This is a genomic window from Cellulosilyticum sp. WCF-2, assembly GCF_003990395.1.
GTDB lineage: Bacteria > Bacillota > Clostridia > Lachnospirales > Cellulosilyticaceae > Cellulosilyticum > Cellulosilyticum lentocellum.
Window position 1 is genome coordinate 1,356,511 of sequence record NZ_CP034675.1, and the last position, 21,787, is coordinate 1,378,297.

Genomic DNA, 21,787 nt, shown 5'->3' on the forward strand with positions numbered 1-21,787 from the left:
AACAGTATGAATAAAAAATGGTCAAAATTAATCACAGTAATAATGGTAAGTGGAGCTCTTATAGTAGCTAGTGTAGGTTGTAGTAGTAAGACAGATGGTGAGGCTAGTCCTTCTCCAGTAGCGAGTGGAGCTACTGCTACAGAAAGCCCAAGTGGTGAGGCTGCTAGTCCAGCAGCAAGTGGTCCTTATTATAATGCAGATCAATCAGCAGAAGAGATTATTAAGGATGCTGCTAGCCAAGGTAAGGTTGGCAACTGGGGACTTGGAAACGAATATGAAATTCAAGCACTTCTAGCTAAATATGGTCAGCCTATTACTTATTTAAGCCAAGCTTTTGATATGGATGGTTTTGATGATGATTCTATTTTACTTGCCTCAGCTATGACCTATAACGAATTAGGCTTAGTTAAAAATGACTATGACGGTGCTTATAAATATGGGGATACTGTTAAAACCATCGATATGAATGATGAAGGCGTAGCAATGCTCGAAGATAACTTATTCTGCACGAAAGATTTTGCAGAGAAAAATCCTAATACAGTTAAAGCGTTTATCTATGCTTCTTTAAGAGGTTGGGAATATGCTGCGGAACATCCAGAAGAAGCAGCAGAAATTGTTTATAAATACGGTTCTTCCGTTTCCGCAGAACATCAAGCTTACATGGCTACAGAAGTTAAAAAACTGGTTCAAACCAATACAAAAGGTGAGACAGTAACGAATTATGGAGAGATGAATGAAGAAGCTATGGCTCAAACTCTTGAGTTAGCTAAAAAATATATTCAATTAAGTGATAGTACAGCAGCAGATGCACTTCAAAAATTAACCTTAGATGATATTAGAGATACTTCTTATTGGGAAGCAGTTACGGCATCAGCAGATGGCAAATTTGCACCTCTTGAAAAAACAGATGTAGCCATCCAACTTAAATGGTTACCACAAGCACAATTCATGGGATACTATGTAGCTTTAGATAAAGGATACTATACAGAAGCTGGCTTAAATGTGACCATTGTACCTGGTGGTGGAGATATTGGGGAAACCACAGCTGTTTACACAGGGCAAGTAGACTTTGGTGTAACTTGGGTATCTAACTTAACAGCAGCTAATGCTGGTGGTATGAACTTACTTGAAATTGCTCAAATCTATCAACGTTCAGGGCTAGTACTTGTATACAAATTAAATAAATAGAAAGTTGCCTTGGTGTTTATGAGAAATGCTACTGGGCGGAAATGAGAGGAGAGGGCTATCTTCCAGTGTTCCGGTTCAAGTTTTTAGAGGCACTAGGCTAGCTTATTTTGATGAACGTGCGAAAACTCCCGCTGGTCAAACACTCGCACTAAAAACCATCAAAAACACTCGCCAAGTGCCTCTAAAAAACTTTCCCAAGTCACCCTTCCAGATAGCCCTCTCCTCTCATTTCTTACAAGCATTATTGACCTCATAAGCAATAGGCATTGAGGCAGCCGGAAAGAAGGCGTAACGATAGTAATTTATCTTTTTTCTTGGAAACACTGCAGGATAGTAGCTTTACGCGTTATTGTTGGTAGAACTGAGAGAGGGTGGCTGTCCTAGCGGGGTGACTTCGGAGTATTTTCAGTAGGCACTTAGCGAACGTTTTGGATGGTACTTAGCCCACGTGTTTGAGGGAACCGAGTTTGCGGGCGTTCATCCAAAAAAGTGAGCTTAGTGCCTACTGAAAATGCGGAGCGGATCCACGTAGGATAGTCACCCTCTCTCAGTTCCGCCCAAATGGCCTAGTAAAGCCACCGACAAATTTCTATTAAAAGTGGAGGAGGAAGAAAAATGGACTTATTAATTAAAAATGGAACAATTATAACAGCTGCTGAAACCTTTGTTGGAGATATTGCAGTAAACGATGGGAAAATAGTATGTGTTGGAATGAATCTTCCTGTAGTAGCTGAAAAGGTAGTAGATGCTGCTGGCAAGCTGGTATTACCTGGCGCTATTGATGCACACACCCATTTAGCTATGCCTTTTGGGGGAACAGTTTCAGCAGACAGTTACTTAGCAGGAACAAGGGCAGCAGCTTGTGGAGGGGTTACCACTGTATTTGATTATCCAATGCAAAGAAAAGGTTTTGGCATTATTGAAACAGTAGAAGCTAGAAAAGCTATATGTGATGTAGAAGCTTGCGTAGATTATGCTTTTCACTGCTGTATTACCGACTTAAATGATGGGGCGATTTTAGATGAATTTGAAGCAGCTGTCAATTACGGGATTACGAGTTTTAAATGTTTTTTAGTATACAAAAAGGAAGGCATGATGGTAGATGATGGCACCTTAGTCAAGGTTTTATTAAAAGCAAAAGAAGTAGGTGCCATGACCAACATTCATGCAGAAAATCCAGATTTAATAGACCTATATACAGCTCAGCTTTTAAAGGAAGGTAAGACTTCAGCTTGGTATCACTATATGAGTAGACCAGAATTTGTGGAAGCAGAAGCAGACAAAAGAGCAGTTCACTGGGCAAAATCAGTAGAAGCGTCCTTATATCTAGTGCATATGGCAGACAAAGAAGGATTAGAAGCTGCAGTAGCTGCCAAAAGAGAGGGCCATGATATTTATATCGAAACCTGCCCACAGTATCTAGAGTTCACCTGTGATGTTTATAAAAGAGAAGATGGTAGAAACTTCGTTTGTTCACCACCCATGAAAGGGGAAGAAAGCAAAGAAGCACTATGGAAGGCGATTAGACAGGGTGCTATTGATACAGTAGCAACTGATCATTGCCCTTTCCAAAGCTATGAGAAGGATTGGGGAAAAGATGACTTTACTAAAATCCCCAATGGTTGTGCAGGTGTTGAAAATCTTTATCCTTATATGCTATCAGCAGCTAATGAAGGTAAGATTACTTTCAATAGGGCAGTAGAGTTGTGTTCTACAAATCCAGCTAAACTTTTTGGATGCAAACAAAAGGGTTCCTTAGCAGTAGGAAAAGATGCAGACATTGTTATTTATGATCCTTATAAAGATGTAACCATTTCTGTAAGCAACATGCATTCAGATTATGACCATACCATTTGGGAAGGAAAAAAGATACATGGGTATCCGGTTCAAACCTATGTACGTGGCAAGTTAGTTTATGACAATGGAGATTTTGTAGGCACACCAGGTTTTGGAGAGTTTGTAAAAAGAGAACCTAGAAAATAAATACAAGGAGGGAAAGCGATGAATCCATTATATAGAGAGATTTCACTTAAGGAAGAAGTGAGTGGTTGTTTACTATGCAACGAAGCGGCCTGCACAAAGGCTTGCCCACATGGGGTGGAGGTAGACAAAATCATTCGTTCCCTTCGTTTTGAAAATACGTCAGGAGCGGCTGAAAAGCTCACCTTAGAGATGGCTTGTGAAAGCTGTGATAACAAAGCGTGTTTAGAAGCTTGCGTTAAGTCTAAAATGAGTAAAACTGTTCCAATAGATGACATCATGATAAAGGCAGCTACCTATCCTAAAACACCTGAAAAAGAAGTAGATTTATCTATAACCTTTTGTGGTGTACCTTGTGAAAATCCGTTTTTCTTATCTTCATCTGTAGTAGGTAGTAACTATGAGATGGTAGCTAAGGCTTTTGAAATGGGGTGGGCAGGTGTAGCTTTTAAAACGATAGGTCAGTTTGTACCTAAAGAGGTTTCGCCTCGCTTTGATGCACTAACTAAGGAATCAGTGCCTTTTGTAGGCTTTAAAAATATTGAACAAATCTCAGACCATACCTTAGAAGAGAACTTAACTTTTTTGAAGGAATTAAAAAAGAACTATCCAACTAAGGTCATTGTTGCTTCTATTATGGGAACCAATGAAGAGGAATGGACCTACTTAGCAAGGGTCGTTACTGAAGCTGGAGCTGATATTATTGAATGTAACTTTTCTTGCCCTCATATGGCCACAGATGGTCTTGGATCCGATGTAGGCCAAAATCCTGAGTTAGTAGCTACTTATACAAAAGCGACTAGAAAAGGAACCCATTTACCTATTTTAGCCAAGATGACACCAAACCTTGGTCATATGGAAATACCAGCTTTAGCAGCTATGGAGGCAGGGGCAACAGGGATTGCAGCTATTAATACAATTAAGAGCATTATGAATGTAGATTTAGAAAGCTTTTGTTCAGGGCCAGAGGTACGAGGTAAAACAAGTGTGGGTGGTTATTCTGGAAAAGCCGTGAAACCCATTGCCCTGCGTTTTATCTATGAGATGAAAAGTCATGAAGGTTTAAGGAAGACGCCTATAAGTGGTATGGGAGGCATTGAAACCTGGAAAGATGCAGCCGAGTTTTTAGCTTTAGGCTGTGAAAACTTACAGGTAACAACAGCGGTTATGCAATATGGTTATAGAATAATTGAAGATCTTATAGAGGGGATGAAATTTTATTTAATAAATGAAGGGTATCATTCTATTAGTAAGATAGTAGGAAAAGCCATAGAACATATTGTGCCAGGTGATGAGCTAGATAGGGATAGTATATGTTATCCCAAGTTTAATAAAAGCAAATGTGTTGGCTGTGGCAGGTGTTATTTGTCTTGCTATGATGGTGGGCATCAAGCACTTGAGCAAGAACCAGGTAGTGGTAAACCTATATTAATAGCAAGCAAATGTGTAGGATGTCATCTTTGTAAGGTGGTGTGTCCAGTAAATGCTATTGAGACAGGAAAACGAGTTGTTAAGAAATAGTATGTAGCAATAGAAGATGATCAAGATGAGGAGGAAAGGTTATGAAGACATGTAGCAAAGAGAGATTAGAGGATAAAATAGTGACTTTTAGTAAATTTGGAGATACAGGTAAGGGAGGCATTACTAGGTTTTCTTTATCACCAGCAGCTCTTGAAGCTAGAGAGGAATTTTGTAAGAGATGTAAGGCGCTTGGAATGACTATTAAAACAGATGATATGGCCAATATTTATGCCACACTTAAAGGGGAGGAAGGACTTCCAGCTATTATGTCTGGGTCACACATGGATTCTGTTAAACAAGGTGGAAATTATGATGGTATCTTAGGTGTTTTAACAGCTTTAGAAGTAGCTGAAACCATTGTGACAGAAAAGATTCCTCATCGTCATCCTATTACTGTAGTGGTATGGACCAATGAAGAAGGGGCAAGATTCGAACCAGCTATGATGTCTTCAGGGGTTATTACTGGTAAATTTGATAAGGATAAGATGCTGGCTTCTAAAGATAAAGAGGGAACTACCTTTAAAGAAGCCTTAGAAGCCAGTGGTTACTTAGGAGAAGAAGCAAATAGGATGAAGCCAGAAGAAAATATGGCTTTGGTGGAGCTGCATATTGAACAAGGGCCTGTACTAGAAGCAGAGAAAAAAGATATAGGAGTTGTTGAAGGGGTTTGCGGTATGATTAACTATGAATTTACCTTTATCGGTCAAGCAGATCATGCAGGAACAACACCGATGAAATATAGAAAAGATGCCTTATATGCAGCCACCAAGACTATTCAATACTTACATGATGAATTAGTTCAATTAGATAGTAAGCTTGTTTATACAACAGGTAAGATCTCTGCTCATCCTAATATCCATACCATTATCCCAGATGAAGTGAAGTTTACCTTAGATGCAAGACATCAAGACCCTGAAGTCATTAAACAGGTATTAGCTATTATTAAGGCTATTCCTGAGGTGATAGAAAAATGTGAAGTAAGCTACGAAGAGGCATGGTCTCGTAAAACAGTTGCTTATTATCCTGAGTATGTAGACTTTGTAGAAAAAAGTGTTCAGGAGTATGGCTACTCAGCTATGAGAATGTATAGTGGACCAGGTCATGATGCTCAATTTATTGCAGATGTTATTCCAACTACTATGATTTTTGTACCTAGTGTAAAAGGGCATAGTCATTGTGAAAAAGAATTCACCCCAGTTGAGGCATGCTTAAAAGGGGCTAATGTACTACTTCAAACACTACTTAAGATTGATCAAAAATAATTTTGCATGATATATAAAAAAGGGGTTGTCGTAAAAATCACAGGAAATACAAAATATAATGCATTGAGTATGAATTATATTTTGTAGAATAGATTGATTTTATGACAATCCCTTTTTTGTCTTTATTATTCCTAATGTGATTTCTGTACGTCAGACTAGAAGTCTTCCTCCGGCTTCCTTCAGACTTCACCTCACGGTAGACACATAAAAATAGAGAGCATTTTTCAGCTCTCTATGATGATTTCTATTTGATACTAATCCTATTTTTATATCATTCCGTCTCTGATTATGCCGTGATCTTTTAAAACTTTCTCAATCACAGTTCCTTTTAGTTTCTTAAGCAATGGTCTCTTTAATGCATTAAGTGGTCCTGGAAGTTCAATTTCAAGAGGAGACTTACCATCCATTAATTTTACGCTACTATCAAGCAGCTCTCTAATATCGTATACGCTACCCCAAACTTCTGGAACGCCACGGTCAACCCCAAGTAAACCGTAAACAGCTTCCATGGCAGTACGAACAGAATACTCCGTTGTAAAAATAGTATCTCTTGGTGTTTCAGCAAACTGACCTAAGAATGCAAAGTTTACACAACCGTCTGGAATAACATCTGGTCTGTCCCCTTTTGTTCTTGGCATAAAGAATGCTGTAATATATGGCATCATTGTTGGTACACAGATTGCATGATTTTCAGCAAGGTCATCAATCTCATCTACTGGAACACCCATATGGTATAACCATTCTGCTGTAATTTCTTTACCAGTACATTCTTTCATTGGTTTCTTAATGTAGTCCCCTGGAACATCTGTAAATAAGCTGTATACCCATACACAAATTTCATCTTTCTCCTGTTCTTTAAATTGTCCTTGTCTATTGATTGTCCAGCTCAGTAACCAGCTAGAATCTTGACAACTCACGATACCACCAGTAACAACACGTCCACTTCTTGGATCTCTCTTACATATTTTTTCAATATAAGATATGATTCTATCATCAGAAGTTGTAACTGTTGCAGATTCCCAGTTGGTTTTTTCAATATCAGAGCAGAATTTTTCTGGATGTCCAAAAGCCTCATCTTGGGCTGCAATGTTTTTCCATAAACTCCAACAGCCACTTGTACGAACTTCTGCATTGCCAACTGGTGCATGGTTTTGATCCCCATAGATTGTTCCTTCTGTACAACTTCCATTGGTTACAAATACAAGATCATTTTCTGTAAGGATAATTGATTGTTCTTCCCCGTTAACCTTACATTGAATCTTTTTGGCAATTTTCTTATCACCAACAAAATCAAATAATACATTCGTTACTTCAGTATTGAATTGGAACTTCACACCTGCTGCTTCTAAATATTTTTGCATTGGTAGGATCAAAGACTCATATTGATTGTATTTTGTGAATTTTAATGCAGAGAAATCAGGTAAGCCGCCAATATGATGGATAAATCTCTGGAAGTAAAGTTTCATCTCAAGTGCACTATGCCAATTTTCAAAAGCAAACATTGTTCTCCAATATAACCAGAAGGTAGAATCAAAGACTTCTTCATCAAATACATCTTCGATGGTCTTATCGTAAAGATCTTCATCTTTTGTGAAGAATAATTTCATAATTTGCATGCAGCCTTTTTGGCTTAAATTGAATTTCCCATCAGTATGGGCATCTTCACCCCTCTTGTGTGTTGCACGGCATAGTGAGTAATTTGGATCATGTTTATTTAACCAATAATATTCATCAAGTACAGACACGCCTGGTGTCTCAATAGATGGAATGCTTCGGAATAAATCCCATAAACATTCGAAATGGTCTTCCATTTCTCTACCACCACGCATTACATACCCTCTCATTGGATCGTTGATACCATCACAAGCACCCCCTGCAATGTCCATAGCCTCTAAAATGTGAATATTTTCACCTTTCATTTGCCCATCTCTTACAAGAAAGCAAGCTGCCGCTAATGCACCAAGTCCACTACCTACAATATAAGCAGATTTGTCATCTACTCCGGCAGGTTTCTCTGGTCGAGCAAATGCTTCATAGTTACCTTTAGAATAATAAATTCCTTTGCTATTCTTTATATTCTTACCAACCTCTGTATTACGATATTCTGCAAGCTCTTTGGCTCTTTTTTCTTTGGCTTCTTGTCTTTCGTTGGCTACTTGTTTTTCTTTTTTATTCTTTGCGATTACTGTCATTCCTGCTCCAGCTGCTAATAATGAAGCTACACCTATCTTTGCTATTTTTTTGTTCATATATCATCTCTCCTTATGATTTTTACTGTATTCTGTATCATCATAGATTTAACAAGCCATTATTTCTAAATGCCAAATCATTTACCTTAGGGGGTATTCTAAAATTTCTGTTTGAAACCTATGTTTTGTAAAATAACCTAATGTTTTTATTGTTTCATAAATCAAAAGAACAATATTACCCATCCTACATATACATCTTAATGTTGTCTTTGCTATCTTTAGTTGGCGAATCTTATCTCACTTCCTTCATACTTGTCTCTATCTTAATTTATGTTTTTTTGTTTGTATATAGACAAAAAAGCTGTTATGTCTAAAAACTAGACACAATTGAGCTTTTGTACAAATATTAATGCTGTAAACTAATAAGTTAAAAATAAACCATCTGAACTGCACAAATCTACTTGCTACAATTCGGATGGTTTATTTTAATCAATTTATACCAGAATTAGAGGATTTTAAACAATAACAACACAAATGTCTAATATAGCCTTAACTAAAAACAAATGAAGGTTGCATAATTATTAATTTAAAAAATTTTGAATATTTAAACTCGGGATGGTATAATATATAATATATACATAAATGGAGGTAGGAAATGAGAACAGTAAAAGTAATGTCTATCATAGCTATCGTAGTTTTTAGTTTTAGCTTCTTGTGTTTAGTGGGGTTCAGCAATAATATTGAGGACTATGAAGCAGCCATAGGTTGGGGAATTATAGCAATGATCTATGGTATTCCATATGCCATTGCTTCATTAGTAAGTAGTATAAGACATGGTAAAAAGGAAAACGGTACAGGAAGCAAAGGAAACTTTATGTCTGTAACAGAAGAATTAGTTCAGTTAGGTACTTTAAAAGAAAAGAACGCTATTTCTGAAGAAGAATATGATGTGATGAAAGCAAAATTATTAAGTAAAATCTCTGTTTAAAGTAATAAAAAAAACCTCATCTACACAATACATAAAAAATGTATTTACTTGATTAAAATTTTGTATTAATATATGTTAAATACTTAATTTTAAAACAAACAGAAACTAAACTAGATTGGGGGGCTATTAATGGAGATGATTAATGTAGTTAATAAGCTTTTAGTAATGCCAAAGAAAGTGAAACAGGAAATACTAAAAGAAAAGGAGCAGTTAGTACTCACTCATATTTTATATGATACAGAAGAGTTACTGCTTACAAGAAGTAGAGATGAGATGGGGACTTATTTAAGTTGCTTAAATAAAAAAAATGAACAAGTAAGTGTGGCTATTCCTCTAAGTGCAGCAAACCTATTGGGAAGCTATATTGCATATGATGTACTCGCTAAAAAAGAGATAGGTTTAATAGAGGACACATTATTACTACGCATAGAAGGTGGGGAGAAACGCATTATTAAGCTCCTCCCAATTTCATGATATTAATATGATTCTGTTATAAAAACAAAAAGAATTAAAGTGGATATATCATAGAATGATTAACCCCGTCTTCAAAAGGCATCAAAGCCTGATGAGACGGGGTTTTTGATCGTATATTACAGACATATAAAGTGGGCTATAAATTAGTAGCAGCTGTAGAATGTCTAATAACTAAATTGATATCTAAGGATCTACTTTCTATCTTATGTTCTTGAAGCTGTTTCATAGCACTTAGCACACACTCGCGGCCCAATTCATAGGCGTTTTGATCAATGGTTGTTAAAGGTGGCTCAGAGATTTCAGCTATGCTTCGGTTATCATATCCAATAATAGATAAGTCTTCAGGTATACGAATCCCTTGTTCTTTTAAAAATTTAAGCATACCTGTAGCAACCATATCATTAACAGCAATAATAGCATCTACATCTAACATTTTAGTAATAATAGCTCTAGCTGCCTCATACCCATCTTGCCAAGTATAGCCACATAAGCTAACTAATTCTAAATCAAAAGGAATATTTTCTTCAGATAAGGCCTTTTTATAACCTTCTAGTCGTTTAAGTGAAACATAAAATCCTTTATTAGGTTCTTCTTCTAGAGAAAGGAGTTCTTGGATACTGGTAATAGGTTTTTCAAGTTCATGTATTGGACCTAGATAATAAATTCTCTTTTTACCTAATTTAGTCAGGTATTTAGTAGCCAAGTAACCTGCTTTTTCATTATTAAAATAGACATGAGAAAAAGGGGTACTGATATTTTCTCTACCACCAATAACGATAGCAATTTGTTTATAAATATCTATTTCATAGAGATAGTCAATAGTAGCCATAGGATAATAAATGAGTGCATGAAGCGGTAAATGAGAAAGCTGCTCCAAGCACTCTTTTTCCTTATACTGAGAGCCTTCGCTAGATTTGATAATAACTTCATACTGATAAAGTAAGGCTTCTTTTAAAATTCCTGAAACAATTTCTGAATAAAAAGGACTACTAATATCAGGCACAATCACACCTATAAAAGCATGTTCTCGGCTTATATTATGCTTTTTCTTGGTTTTAATTTCATAACCTAAGGTTTCAATAGCGGCATAAGTTCTGCTAGCCAAATCTTCTTTAACACTTCCACCATTTAAGACTCTTGAAACAGTAGCTGGAGACACTCCTGCAAGTGCAGCTACATCTTGTACTGTTACTTTGCGCATTTTTATAACCTCTTGTACATCTATTTTAGCTGATTTTTAGTGTTTATAGTATACACTATCTCTTATGTCAAGTCTATCTAGAAATAGCTTCGATGAATAGGGGAGAAAGAAATAAAAATGAAAATGGAACTGAAACAAATAGCTGAATCTAAAATTGTTTCAGTTTTGTTTCATGTAATTTTAGGAAAACAGATGAAATTTCAATAAAATAGGTTGACATAATTTGAAAATTTTCTTATACTCATATCTGTTAGTTTAAATTTTAACAATAACTGTTTATAATACATTCAACTAAATGAGGAGAAGAAAATGGCGAACACACATTATAATCATCTCTTAAGTCCCATTACTATTAAGAACTTAACAATTGAAAATAGAGTTGTGATGACACCAATGGGTACAAATTTTGCAGCAGCAACAGGTGAATTCACAGATGAACATATAAAATACTACGAACAAAGGGCTAAAGGTGGTACAGGTCTGATTATCGTAGAAAATATTAATATTGACTATCCACTTGGTTCAAACGGAACAACACAAATCCGTATTGATCATGACAGATATATTCCAAAATTAGTGAGACTTACTGACCGTGTGCACAGACATGGCTCAAAGATTGCTCTTCAAATCAATCATGCTGGGGCATCTGCTATTGCTGAGCGTATTGAAGGGTTACAACCAGTATCAGCATCTCATATTCCTTCTAAGGAAGGGGGGGCAATCCCCAGACCATTAACAGTGGAGGAAATTTACGGAATTGCTAAAAAGTTTGGAAGTGCTGCAAGAAGAGCACAGATTGCTGGGTTTGATGCAGTAGAAGTACACGGAGGGCACTCTTATTTATTAGCACAATTTATGTCATCACTTACAAATGATAGAACAGATGAATTTGGTGGTAGTGTAGAAAATAGAGCGCGTTTTACAAAACTTGTACTTGAAGAAATTAGAGCAGTAGTAGGTCCACATTTCCCAATCATCCTTAGAGTATCTGGTGATGAGTTTATGGAAAAAGGTCGTGACCTTAATGAAACACTTGAAATGCTTACTTACCTTGATGAGTATGTAGATATGTATGATATTTCAGCAGGTGTCAATGATACACTTCATATGCAAGTAGATATTATGGGGCTTGAAGAAGGTTGGAGAGCAAATCAAGCACAAGCTGTTAAAGAAAAGTTTGGCAAACCAACAATGACGGTAGGATCATTTAGATCTCCAGAGATTGCTGAAAAAGTACTTGCTGAAGGAATGGCAGACTTTATCGGTATGGGTCGTGGTTTAATTGCAGAACCAGAATGGGTTAACAAAGTAGCTACAGGTAACGAAAGATTACTTCGTAAATGTATTTCATGTAACATTGGATGTGTCACAAATCGTGTTTACATGAACAGACCAATTACTTGTACAGTAAGCCCAGACCTTATTAATGAAAATGAGTACAGAAACCGTAAAGTAACAGAGCCAACTAACGTGGTTGTTATTGGTGGTGGTACAGCTGGACTTGAGGCTGCTTGCACAGCAGCAGAAGTAGGATGCAGTACTGTACTTCTTGAAAAGAGAGAACAAACAGGCGGCTTAGCACGGGAGATTGCTAAATTCCCAGATAAGAAAAAAGTACAATTCTTTGTTGATTATTTAGAAGAACGTGCGAAGGATCTTAAGAATCTTTATGTATGTACAAATACTGAAGCAACTATTGAGAAAGTAGAGCAATTTAAACCAGATATTGTTGTGAATGCAACTGGGTCAGTACCTCTTCTTCCACCAATAAAAGGATTCGATAAAAACTTAAACAATGAAAATGTTTACACAATTACTAAACTACTTGCTAACTTAGACAAAGTACCTAATATGAAAGGGAAACGTGTTGTAATTGCTGGTGCAGGAGCAGTAGGACTTGATTGTGTGGAATATTTCTCACAACAAGGTGCTATTGTAACAATTCTTGAAAGACTTCCAGTAGTAGGTCAAGATCTTGACCCAGTATCTCGAAAAGGTATGCTTGAAGTTATTAAAAGCCATGATGTACAAACACTTACAAGTACATCACTTATGGAACTTACAGATAAGGCTATGCTTTGCCAAGATAGTGAAGGAAACGATATTACCCTTGAATTTGATCTTGCGTGCATCTGTCTTGGTATGAGAGCAGAAAATGCTCATGTACAAGAGATGACAGCGTACTTTAGAACAAAAGGCGTTAAAGTCCTTAATATAGGAGACAGCTTAAGAGCTAGAAAAATTCTTGCAGGGATTGAGGAAGGAAGAAATATTCTCCTTCAACTTGAAAAACAAGGCTTATTAAAATAGTGATTCAGCAGAGTAAATGATTTAGGGCAATCAAATTGCCCTTGTCATTTGCTTTGAATTGATAAAAAATTAACGTAAAATGACATCAAAGGAGCATTTAACTCAAATGGAAAAGAATATTTTCAAAAACAAGTATTTACTTACAGCCCTCGCAATGTACTTAGTTTACTTTGTACATGGTATGGGTGGAATCATTCTTGCTCAAAATAAAACAGCTTTAATGGCACAATGGGCAACAGATGCAGCTGGGATTGGTATGGTTATTTCAGCACTTGGGTTAGGACGTTTTATCGTACTTTTCATCTCTGGGAAACTCTCAGATAAATATGGTAGAAAACCTTTTATTTTAATAGGGATTGTTACTTATATAACATTCTTTGTAGGAATCTTATTCTCTAAAAACGTAACAGTGGCATTTATCTTTGGTCTTCTTGCTGGTATGGCAAATTCTTTTTTAGATGCAGGAACTTATCCAGCACTTATGGAGTGTTTTGAAGAAGCACAAGGTTCAGCAAGTGTTATGATTAAGGCCTTTATTTCAGGAGGTTCTTCATTACTTCCAATCATTATTAGTTTCTTAATCGCCAATAATATGTATTACGGTTATTCATTCTTTTTCTGTATTGCAGTATTAGTATTATGTGGACTTGTTCTTTTAAAAGTACCATTTCCAGCATTTAAGGCAGTAGAAGCTGAAGGAGCTAAAGAAGTAGTAGAAATAAAAGATGTACCAAAATCTAATATGTGGATTGAAGGAATTGCTCTTATCGTTATTGGCTTCACTGCAACATCAACATTCCAGATTATTGCTTCATGGCTTCCAACTTATGCGCAAGGAGCAGCAGGAATGCAAGAAGCATCAGCAAATATGCTTATAAGTCTTTATAGTACAGGATCATTACTTTCTGTATTCGTTACATCAGCATTAGTTGCAAAGTGGATTAAACAAGTACGCTTTGTATTTGTATACCCTCTTATTTCTTTAATCATGCTTGTTATTCTCTGGATGTTCCCAAGTGTATTAGTGTGTAAAATTGCAGCAGTAGTCATTGGATTCACAGCAGCAGGTGGTGTACTTCAATTAGCACTTACATCAATGGCGGAACTGTTCCCAGTTAATAAAGGAACCATTACAGGTCTTGTATATAGCGCATCAAGTATTTCATCCTTCATTATTCCGGCAGTTTGTGGTAAGCTTGCAGATATTAATGTAGGTCATATCATTCTTTTAGATATTGTGATAACAGCAGTGGGAGTAATCCTTGCACTTGTTGTTAACTTCCGTTATAACAGAGTTATGAAAAAAGCGTAGTATTTAAAGCAAAAGTGAATAATATGATTGGGGGTAGCTTATCATAAGTCAAAAGGACTATAAGCTATCCCTTTAATTTTTAAGATATTTAACACTTCTACTATGAGAGCTCGGGGATAAGCTTTAATCAGACTTAAAAATAAGATATGTTACATAATAGTAATCTAAATCAAGTCTGAGGGAAAGTAATGAAAATAGCAAAGGTGATAGTATGGGATGAAAAATAGATTAAGTAAAGGAGAGTCCATAATGAACACAAGAGATGACTTAAGGGGAACGAAGGATAGTTCTAACAAGTTAGCTATTAGAATGACAATATCCTTAATACTTGCACTTGCAGTAGGGACAGTACTGATTTTTTTAAGAGAGTATTTAATTGAGAGTGGAAATGCCAGCTTATGGGCACAAATTAATAGGATCTTCTTCGTAGATATTAGTACAGAAGAAGGGACAAATGGCTTTGGGATTTTTTATATTTTAGGGCAATTATTTATTAATGCTTTGCAATTTATTATTGTACCTATGGTGTTTTCATCTATTGCACTGGCTATGTGCAGAATTAGTGATACTAAGAAATTAGGGAGAATTTCATATAAAACGTTATTGGGTTTTTTAACGACCTCTATTTTTGCGTTAATTACAGCAGGAACCATCGGCTATCTTGTTTATAAGATGGGTTTATTTAATGTAGCATTAGAAGGAAATGCAAGTGTAGAAGTAGCTTCAAGGCAAAATCCTCTAATGGTCATATTAGATGCGGTGCCTAATAATATTTTTAGTGTATTCACAAGTAATGGGCGTGTGTTGGCTGTTGTATTTTTAGCTGTTGTAATAGGACTTTGTATCAATACTGGAGGAGAAGAGATTGTTGTTTTAAAGAAAATCTTACTAGATATTAATAAGGTCGTTAATGTTTTTTTAAACTTTGTGATTATTAAATTTAGTCCTGTAGCAGTATTTATCTTAATTACACGTACCTTTGCAGTATATGGGATTGAACATTTAAAGCCAGCATTAGTTTATATTTTGACGACTTGTGGCACAGCAATTCTTTATTTAATTATTGCATATCCTTTATATGTCTTTTTAGTAGCAAGATTAAATCCATTTATTTTTATGAAAAAGATTGCCAAGGTAGCGCTTTTAGCTTTTTCTGCTAACTCGTCAGCAGCAGCACTTTCATTAAATGAAAGAACAACTGTAGGAGACTTAGGTGTTGATAAGGATATTGCCTCATTTATCCTGCCATTAGGAATGACCATTAATATGAATGGAACTGCTATTACTCAAGTCATTGCTACTATTTTTATTGCAGCAAGTTCCGGCTATAGTTTAGAGTATAAAAATATTGTGGTTATTGCAGTATTAGCTTTAATTGCTTCTGTGGGTACACCAGCCGCACCTGGGGCTTCAGCCATTATATTATTCTCGGTACTTAATTCAATGGGTTATAATAACCCTGCAACGATTATTGCTTATAGTTTAATTATTGCCATTAATAGACCAGTAGATATGGTTACTACTAGTCTTAATGTAACGGGAGATGCAGCTACAGCAGTTGTAGTAGCGGCCTCAGAAGGTAGTCTTGATAAAAAAGTATATTATAATGAGTAAAATAGCTATTGACAACAAAATGAGCATCTATATAACAGTAAATAACTTAATATATAGCCTGCACAGGTAAGGTGTACTCGAAGAGGTAGGTTACGTGAGTAATCTATAAACTTAAGGTGGTAACACGAGAGAATGCTCTCGTCCTTTTGAAAATAAACAAGAGGGCGGGAGTTTTTTTATGGCTCATGTCTTATAGAACTTGCCGATATTGATAAAACATTATTGATATTAAAGGTGAGTATGTTTTTTGATATAGCTGATAAAGCTTTCGGTTATGGGGGTCAAATATTTATTTTTCACATATGCTAAATAAATCGTACGTGTAGGGTCAGGATGATTGAGCGGAATAGCTTTCACATTAATATGTTCAAGCGCTTCTGTTTTAGCAATGACAGAGACACCAAAGCTTTGGGCAACTAAGCCTAAGAGGGCTGTTTCATCTTCGCCTTCACAGATGATATGAAGATGAAGCTTAGCTTCTTTAAAAAGACGACGTGTAATCTTGCCAAGACCACTTCCTTTGGCATATCCGACAAAAGGATAGGGTTCAAGTTGTTTAAGGTTAATTCGCTCAAAACTAGCAAGTGGATGATGAGGTGGTACAATGGCAACTAGTTCTTGCTTACAGATTGGCTCAAAGTGAATTAAGGGTTCATCTTCTACATAAGAACAAAAGCCTAAATCATAAGTCCCAGATTTTAAACCTTCTAAAATATAAGCTGTAAAAGCTTGTTTAAAAGTAAAGGTGATTTCATGTTGCTGAAGATGCGGTTGATCTAGAAAGTTTCGTACTGTCTCTGGAATATAGTGAAAAGCTAAGGGAGCTACATAAGCAATATCAATATGACCAGAGTTTTCATTGGTTAAGGCTTCAATTTGTTTTTTTCCTTCATCTAAAGTATCCAGGGCTGTTGTCACATAAGCCAGGAAGATTTTACCGTATTTTGTTAAAGTAACATTGCGTCCTTGCTTTTCAAAAAGTTCTGCACCCAGTTCTGTTTCTAAGCTGGAAATGGCATAGCTCAAACTAGGCTGTGATATATTTAACAGTTCAGCAGCATAGCGAAAATGCTCTACCTTAGCTACTGTTTTGAAGTAATAAAGCTGGTTTAAATTCATGTAAGACATACTCCTTTGTGTTTTACATAGTTTACCATAATTGATAGAATATATCTATTAAAAATTATAAAAATAAGTATTAGATTTATCAAAATAGAAAAGGTATAATGAGAACATAAACAAACGTGTTAAAAAATTAACTAACAGTGCAAGTTGCAAGAAATTACTATAAAATATTAATAAATTGATTTATATAAATAGTATTCCTAAAGGAGACAAGATTATGAAGCAAATCGTAGAAGTGAGAAATGTTAAATTTGGAGAAGGTATGCCAAAAATTTGTGTGCCTCTTATTGGGAAAAATAATAAAGAACTTATTGAAGAAGCCAATTTCTTAAAAACACTGAATCTTGATGTAGTAGAATGGCGTATTGATCATCACCAAGAAGTAGAAGACATTGATCAAATGAAAGAATCCTTAAAAGTACTTAGAGAAGCGCTTGGAGATTTACCTCTTCTTGTAACTTTCAGAAGCAAAAAAGAAGGTGGTGAAAGGGAGGTTAGTATAGATTACTATGCAGAGCTAAATAAAGCTATGGCTGAAACAGGCATGGCGGATATGATTGATGTTGAGCTTTTCACAGGTGATGAGATAGTAAAAGAAATCGTAGATTTTGCTCATAGTAAAAATGTAAAGGTAGTTATGTCAAATCATGACTTCTTTAAGACACCAGCTAAAGAAGAGATTATTAGTCGTCTTTGTAAAATGCAAGAAATGAATGCTGACCTTCCTAAAATTGCAGTTATGCCACAAACTACAGAAGATGTACTAACGCTTTTAAGTGCAACTAACGAAATGGTAACAAAACATGCAGACAGACCTATTATTACAATATCTATGGCAGGACTTGGCGTTATAAGTCGTTTAGCAGGAGAAGCTTTTGGAAGTGCTCTCACCTTTGGAGCAGCTAAAGCGGCATCAGCACCAGGACAAGTACCAGTAGAAAAATTAGCACAAGTACTTGAAATTTTACATGAAAGTAAGTAGACGGGCTAAGTCAATTTAAATTGACATTAACCGCAAGAGTCTTATGAATAGATAAGAGAAATATCATAATAACAGAAGACAACTAAGGAGACTTGAACGATGGCAGAAAGAATTACAGGACATACAGAACTGATTGGATTAATTGCAACACCTATTAGACATTCAAAATCACCTACTATGCATAATGAGTCCTTTGCTAAATTAGGTTTAGACTATGCTTATCTTGCATTTGAAGTAGGTAACAAGGAGTTAGAAGCTACTGTGAATGGTTTTAGAGCCATGAACGTAAGAGGGTGGAACGTCTCTATGCCTAATAAAGTAGCTATTATGCAGTACCTAGACAAACTATCACCAGCAGCAGAAATGTGTGGTGCAGTAAATACAGTTGTGAATGATAATGGTGTACTTACAGGACATATTACAGACGGTACTGGTTACATGAGATCAATCAAGGAAGCTGGTGTAGATATTATCGGCAAAAAAATGACATTAGTTGGTGCTGGTGGGGCAGCTACAGCCATTGCTATTCAAGCAGCTTTAGATGGTGTTACTGAAATAAGCATTTTTAATATCAAAGATGACTTTTTTGCAAAAGCAGAGAACACAGTAAAAACAATTAATGAAAAAACAGCTTGTAAAGCAAAATTATTTGACTTAGCAGACCTTGATGCTTTAAAAGCTGAGATTGCAACAAGTGCACTCTTCACTAATGCAACAGGTATGGGTATGAAACCTCTTGAAGGACAAACTTATATTCCAGATGCTTCTTTCCTTAGACCAGAGCTTATTGTATCAGATGTTGTTTATTCACCAGCTGAGACAGCTTTATTAAAAATGGCTAGAGAAGTTGGATGTAAAACAATCAATGGTATTGGTATGATGATTTATCAAGGAGCAGCAGGCTTTAAAATGTGGACGGGTGAAGAGATGCCAGTTGACCATGTAAAACAAGTATTAGGATTAGAATAATTAAATTTGAGAGTTAATCGAGTAAATGAACAAAAACTATTAATCAAAGAAGCTATTAGCAGGTGATGAATAAGTCATCTGCTAATAGCTTCTTTATTATTGTAATGTTTAGGGCAAGTTATTCATAAACTAGATAAAAGGTATAATTTAAGGTTATATGATTGATAAATGAGGGGATGGAAAATGCCAATTTATAAAGTGATAAAGGCAGTAGCATTAAATCTGGGGATTATTATTACTAATATTATCTTTTTTTCTCAAGGCTTTATAGGGTTACAGCTACGAGGAGAAAGTGCATTTGAAGGGGCACTAGGAGGAACGCTTATTTTAATGAGTATTATTATTTTTATATGGGGGAATGTACATTATTTTATTGTTCAAGAAAAGGTAATATTAGGAACAGAACTTAAAAGTAAAGAGGACTACAAGATAGCTATACGGCAAAATGCAGTTAAGAAGACGTTTACTAAAAGCATTTTTTACATACTTAAGCAAATAGAACGGTTAGATAAAAAGAATGCCATCATACATGATGTGTTACTTCAAAAATTCACCTTAGAGGAATTAAGTTATATAAAATTTAAGGGCATTTTAAAACAAATAGAAGAACTCTTTTATCTGAATCTAAGAAGTATGGTCAATAAGCTAAATGTTTTTGATCAAGAGGAGTATGACCAAATTACTGGGAAAAAAACTAAGGTCTCTAATCGTATTGAGGAAGAAAAAAGAAAGGTTTATGAGGAGTATATCACCTTTATTGAACATAGCATAGAAGATAATGAGCAGATTTTATTAAAGTTAGATCAACTACTACTAGAGCTTTCTAAATTTAATAGCCTGGAAGATGGTGAGATAGAAGCAATGCCTGCAATGTTAGAAATAGATGAATTAATTAGTAAAGCTAAATTTTATCAATAGCATTTAAGGAGTAAGGAGGAAAGGACATGCAGCAGAGAAATAGCAAGAAACCAGTCATTTTATTAGCGGTGTTAGCCGCCGTCATGTTTGGAATGATTTATCTAGGAATTTCGTTTACTCAAGATAGAGGCAAGGACCAACGAGTGATCAGTACGGAAAATGCTACAGAAAGATTAGATTCACTTTATAAGAGAGTATCAGTTCAAAACGTAGAAGCTAGGAAAGAACCCGTGGCTTTAGAGGAAACAGCTTTAGAAGATACTTTACCGGCTATTGATAAAAGTCCTATAACAGTAGAGAATGCAACAGATAATTACATAGAAATTTTCGCTTCACCAGAGAAAGCAGGTAGTGATAAAGATGGCTGGTTAAATGAAGTAGCAGAGGATTTTAATCATGCAGGCATACAAATTAATGGAAATACTGTATCAGTAAAAGTACGTAATGTAGCCTCAGGTCTAGGCAAAGATTATATTCTCTCTGGTAAATATGTGCCGGATGCGTATACACCTTCTAATGAGTTATGGGGGGATATGCTAAGTGACCAAGGAAGTAAGGTTACCTTGTTTAAAGAAAGATTAGTAGGAAATGTGGCAGGTATTGTTTTAGCTAAAAGTAAAAATGATGAGTTAACTAAGAAATATGGAGCTATTAACTTAAAAACTATAACAGATGCAGTAGCTAATAATGAAATAGCTATGGGATATACGAATCCCTTTGCGAGCTCTACGGGACTTAACTTTTTACTATCTACCCTAAGTACTTTTGATGGTCAGAATCCTCTTAGTGAAACGGCTATTAGTGGATTTGAAAAATTCCAGGAAAACATTCCTTTTGTAGCTTATACAACCTTACAAATGAGAGAATCTGCTAAGACAGGGGCACTAGATGGTTTTATTATGGAATATCAAACTTATATCAATGATGCAGAACTAAAAGATGATTATGTGTTTACGCCGTTTGGGATAAGACACGATAGCCCTATTTATGCTATAGGTGATTTGAGTACAGAAAAACAAGCTATTTTAAGGGAGTTTGTTCATTTTGCAAGTTCCGAAACTTATGCAGCAAAAGCAGTTGAATACGGCTTTAATGGGTTAGATGAGTATAAATCAGAAATGCAGAGTGTAGCTAAGCAGCAGATTACAAAGGCACAAAAGCTATGGAAGGAAAAGAAGAACGGTACTAAGAAAATATCAGCTGTATTTGTAGCGGACATCTCTGGCAGCATGGATGGGGAGCCACTTAATAATTTAAAGAAATCACTTATAACAGGCGCTGAATATATAGGAAAAGACAATTCAATTGGTTTAGTGACTTACTCGGACGATGTGAATATTAATTTGCCAATAGGAAAATTTGACCTTAATCAACGTTCTTTATTTACTGGTGCAGTCATGGATCTTGAAGCAAGTGGCGGTACAGCTACCTTTGATGGCATGATTGTAGCACTAAAAATGTTAATGGAAGAAAAAGCAGCGAATCCCGATGCCAAGCTGATGTTGTTTGTTTTAAGTGATGGAGAAACTAACAGAGGACATTCACTTAATGACATAGAGGGGATTTTAAGAACCCTTAAAATCCCTGTATATACCATTGGTTATAATGCCAATATATCAGCACTTAACAATATTTCCAGTATTAATGAAGCGGCAAGTATTAATGCAGAGTCAGATGACGTCATTTACAAGCTGGCTAGTTTATTTAATGCGCAGATGTAGAGCAGTCAGGAGCAATGTGGTAAAGAACGCTTT

16 protein-coding genes are annotated in these 21,787 nt (G+C 35.8%); 13 read left to right on the top strand and 3 right to left on the bottom strand.

Translation table 11 applies throughout. From position 1 onward, the window contains the following. Positions 1–6: 6 nt before the first annotated feature. From EKH84_RS05955 to EKH84_RS05970, 4 genes are all read left to right on the top strand, one after another. On the top strand, positions 7–1,188 hold the full coding sequence (locus EKH84_RS05955; RefSeq protein WP_013655581.1) for an ABC transporter substrate-binding protein: 1,182 nt from the start codon (positions 7–9) through the stop codon (positions 1,186–1,188). A 615-nt stretch (positions 1,189–1,803) separates the two neighbouring features. Continuing rightward, the gene (hydA, locus tag EKH84_RS05960; protein WP_127065562.1) at positions 1,804–3,171 is read left to right on the top strand and encodes a dihydropyrimidinase; all 1,368 of its coding nucleotides are present in this window, start codon (positions 1,804–1,806) and stop codon (positions 3,169–3,171) included. A gap of 18 nt (positions 3,172–3,189) precedes the next feature. Continuing rightward, complete coding sequence (gene preA / locus EKH84_RS05965; RefSeq protein WP_127065563.1) at positions 3,190–4,689, top strand: NAD-dependent dihydropyrimidine dehydrogenase subunit PreA; 1,500 nt, start codon at positions 3,190–3,192, stop codon at positions 4,687–4,689. A gap of 41 nt (positions 4,690–4,730) precedes the next feature. Beyond that, positions 4,731–5,951 carry a Zn-dependent hydrolase gene (locus tag EKH84_RS05970; RefSeq protein WP_127065564.1) on the top strand — a complete coding sequence of 407 codons (1,221 nt, stop codon included), beginning with the start codon at positions 4,731–4,733 and terminating at the stop codon, positions 5,949–5,951. Between the two features lie 266 nt (positions 5,952–6,217). Here EKH84_RS05970 and EKH84_RS05975 read toward each other — a convergent pair whose 3' ends face one another. Continuing rightward, positions 6,218–8,200, bottom strand: a complete 1,983-nt coding sequence (locus EKH84_RS05975) for an oleate hydratase (RefSeq protein WP_127065565.1) — start codon at positions 8,198–8,200, stop codon at positions 6,218–6,220. Positions 8,201–8,795: 595 nt separating this feature from the next. Between EKH84_RS05975 and EKH84_RS05980 the strand changes: the two genes are divergently transcribed. Beyond that, positions 8,796–9,128, top strand: coding sequence for an SHOCT domain-containing protein (locus EKH84_RS05980; protein ID WP_013655586.1), 333 nt, complete (start codon positions 8,796–8,798; stop codon positions 9,126–9,128). Positions 9,129–9,257: 129 nt separating this feature from the next. Next, the gene (locus EKH84_RS05985) at positions 9,258–9,602 is read left to right on the top strand and encodes a hypothetical protein (protein ID WP_127065566.1); all 345 of its coding nucleotides are present in this window, start codon (positions 9,258–9,260) and stop codon (positions 9,600–9,602) included. A gap of 136 nt (positions 9,603–9,738) precedes the next feature. Here EKH84_RS05985 and EKH84_RS05990 read toward each other — a convergent pair whose 3' ends face one another. Then, a complete protein-coding gene (locus EKH84_RS05990; protein ID WP_127065567.1) occupies positions 9,739–10,803 on the bottom strand; it encodes a LacI family DNA-binding transcriptional regulator in 1,065 nt (354 codons plus the stop codon). Between the two features lie 309 nt (positions 10,804–11,112). Here EKH84_RS05990 and EKH84_RS05995 point away from each other — a divergent pair, with 309 nt between their 5' ends. The 3 genes from EKH84_RS05995 to EKH84_RS06005 all read left to right on the top strand — a co-directional run bounded on the left by EKH84_RS05995 (position 11,113) and on the right by EKH84_RS06005 (position 16,039). Next, positions 11,113–13,113 (top strand): oxidoreductase, encoded by a 2,001-nt coding sequence (locus EKH84_RS05995; RefSeq protein ID WP_127065568.1) that lies wholly within the window; start codon positions 11,113–11,115, stop codon positions 13,111–13,113. A gap of 106 nt (positions 13,114–13,219) precedes the next feature. Then, entirely contained in the window at positions 13,220–14,425 is a 1,206-nt protein-coding gene (locus EKH84_RS06000; protein WP_127065569.1) for an MFS transporter, read from the top strand. 249 nt (positions 14,426–14,674) lie between these two features. Further along, positions 14,675–16,039, top strand: coding sequence for a dicarboxylate/amino acid:cation symporter (locus tag EKH84_RS06005; RefSeq protein ID WP_243118644.1), 1,365 nt, complete (start codon positions 14,675–14,677; stop codon positions 16,037–16,039). A gap of 228 nt (positions 16,040–16,267) precedes the next feature. Here EKH84_RS06005 and EKH84_RS06010 read toward each other — a convergent pair whose 3' ends face one another. Then, entirely contained in the window at positions 16,268–17,158 is an 891-nt protein-coding gene (locus EKH84_RS06010; RefSeq protein WP_127065570.1) for a LysR family transcriptional regulator, read from the bottom strand. A gap of 223 nt (positions 17,159–17,381) precedes the next feature. Between EKH84_RS06010 and aroD the strand changes: the two genes are divergently transcribed. From aroD to EKH84_RS06030, 4 genes are all read left to right on the top strand, one after another. Beyond that, entirely contained in the window at positions 17,382–18,146 is a 765-nt protein-coding gene (aroD, locus tag EKH84_RS06015; RefSeq protein ID WP_127065571.1) for a type I 3-dehydroquinate dehydratase, read from the top strand. A 99-nt stretch (positions 18,147–18,245) separates the two neighbouring features. After that, on the top strand, positions 18,246–19,115 hold the full coding sequence (locus EKH84_RS06020) for a shikimate dehydrogenase (RefSeq protein ID WP_127065572.1): 870 nt from the start codon (positions 18,246–18,248) through the stop codon (positions 19,113–19,115). Positions 19,116–19,298: 183 nt separating this feature from the next. Beyond that, positions 19,299–20,033 (top strand): hypothetical protein, encoded by a 735-nt coding sequence (locus EKH84_RS06025; RefSeq protein ID WP_127065573.1) that lies wholly within the window; start codon positions 19,299–19,301, stop codon positions 20,031–20,033. Between the two features lie 26 nt (positions 20,034–20,059). Continuing rightward, positions 20,060–21,754 (top strand): vWA domain-containing protein, encoded by a 1,695-nt coding sequence (locus EKH84_RS06030; protein ID WP_127065574.1) that lies wholly within the window; start codon positions 20,060–20,062, stop codon positions 21,752–21,754. Positions 21,755–21,787: the final 33 nt, after the last annotated feature.

What these genes read in the sequence shown, in the direction of transcription:
- aroD (WP_127065571.1), top strand. Translation starts at nt 17,382, where the DNA reads ATGAAGCAAATCGTAGAAGTGAGAAATGTTAAATTTGGAGAAGGTATG.
- EKH84_RS05990 (WP_127065567.1), bottom strand. Translation starts at nt 10,803, where the DNA reads ATGCGCAAAGTAACAGTACAAGATGTAGCTGCACTTGCAGGAGTGTCT.
- EKH84_RS05970 (WP_127065564.1), top strand. Translation starts at nt 4,731, where the DNA reads ATGAAGACATGTAGCAAAGAGAGATTAGAGGATAAAATAGTGACTTTT.
- EKH84_RS06005 (WP_243118644.1), top strand. Translation starts at nt 14,675, where the DNA reads ATGAACACAAGAGATGACTTAAGGGGAACGAAGGATAGTTCTAACAAG.
- EKH84_RS06025 (WP_127065573.1), top strand. Translation starts at nt 19,299, where the DNA reads ATGCCAATTTATAAAGTGATAAAGGCAGTAGCATTAAATCTGGGGATT.
- preA (WP_127065563.1), top strand. Translation starts at nt 3,190, where the DNA reads ATGAATCCATTATATAGAGAGATTTCACTTAAGGAAGAAGTGAGTGGT.
- EKH84_RS05985 (WP_127065566.1), top strand. Translation starts at nt 9,258, where the DNA reads ATGGAGATGATTAATGTAGTTAATAAGCTTTTAGTAATGCCAAAGAAA.
- EKH84_RS05995 (WP_127065568.1), top strand. Translation starts at nt 11,113, where the DNA reads ATGGCGAACACACATTATAATCATCTCTTAAGTCCCATTACTATTAAG.
- EKH84_RS06000 (WP_127065569.1), top strand. Translation starts at nt 13,220, where the DNA reads ATGGAAAAGAATATTTTCAAAAACAAGTATTTACTTACAGCCCTCGCA.
- EKH84_RS05980 (WP_013655586.1), top strand. Translation starts at nt 8,796, where the DNA reads ATGAGAACAGTAAAAGTAATGTCTATCATAGCTATCGTAGTTTTTAGT.
- hydA (WP_127065562.1), top strand. Translation starts at nt 1,804, where the DNA reads ATGGACTTATTAATTAAAAATGGAACAATTATAACAGCTGCTGAAACC.
- EKH84_RS05955 (WP_013655581.1), top strand. Translation starts at nt 7, where the DNA reads ATGAATAAAAAATGGTCAAAATTAATCACAGTAATAATGGTAAGTGGA.
- EKH84_RS06030 (WP_127065574.1), top strand. Translation starts at nt 20,060, where the DNA reads ATGCAGCAGAGAAATAGCAAGAAACCAGTCATTTTATTAGCGGTGTTA.
- EKH84_RS06010 (WP_127065570.1), bottom strand. Translation starts at nt 17,158, where the DNA reads ATGAATTTAAACCAGCTTTATTACTTCAAAACAGTAGCTAAGGTAGAG.
- EKH84_RS05975 (WP_127065565.1), bottom strand. Translation starts at nt 8,200, where the DNA reads ATGAACAAAAAAATAGCAAAGATAGGTGTAGCTTCATTATTAGCAGCT.
- EKH84_RS06020 (WP_127065572.1), top strand. Translation starts at nt 18,246, where the DNA reads ATGGCAGAAAGAATTACAGGACATACAGAACTGATTGGATTAATTGCA.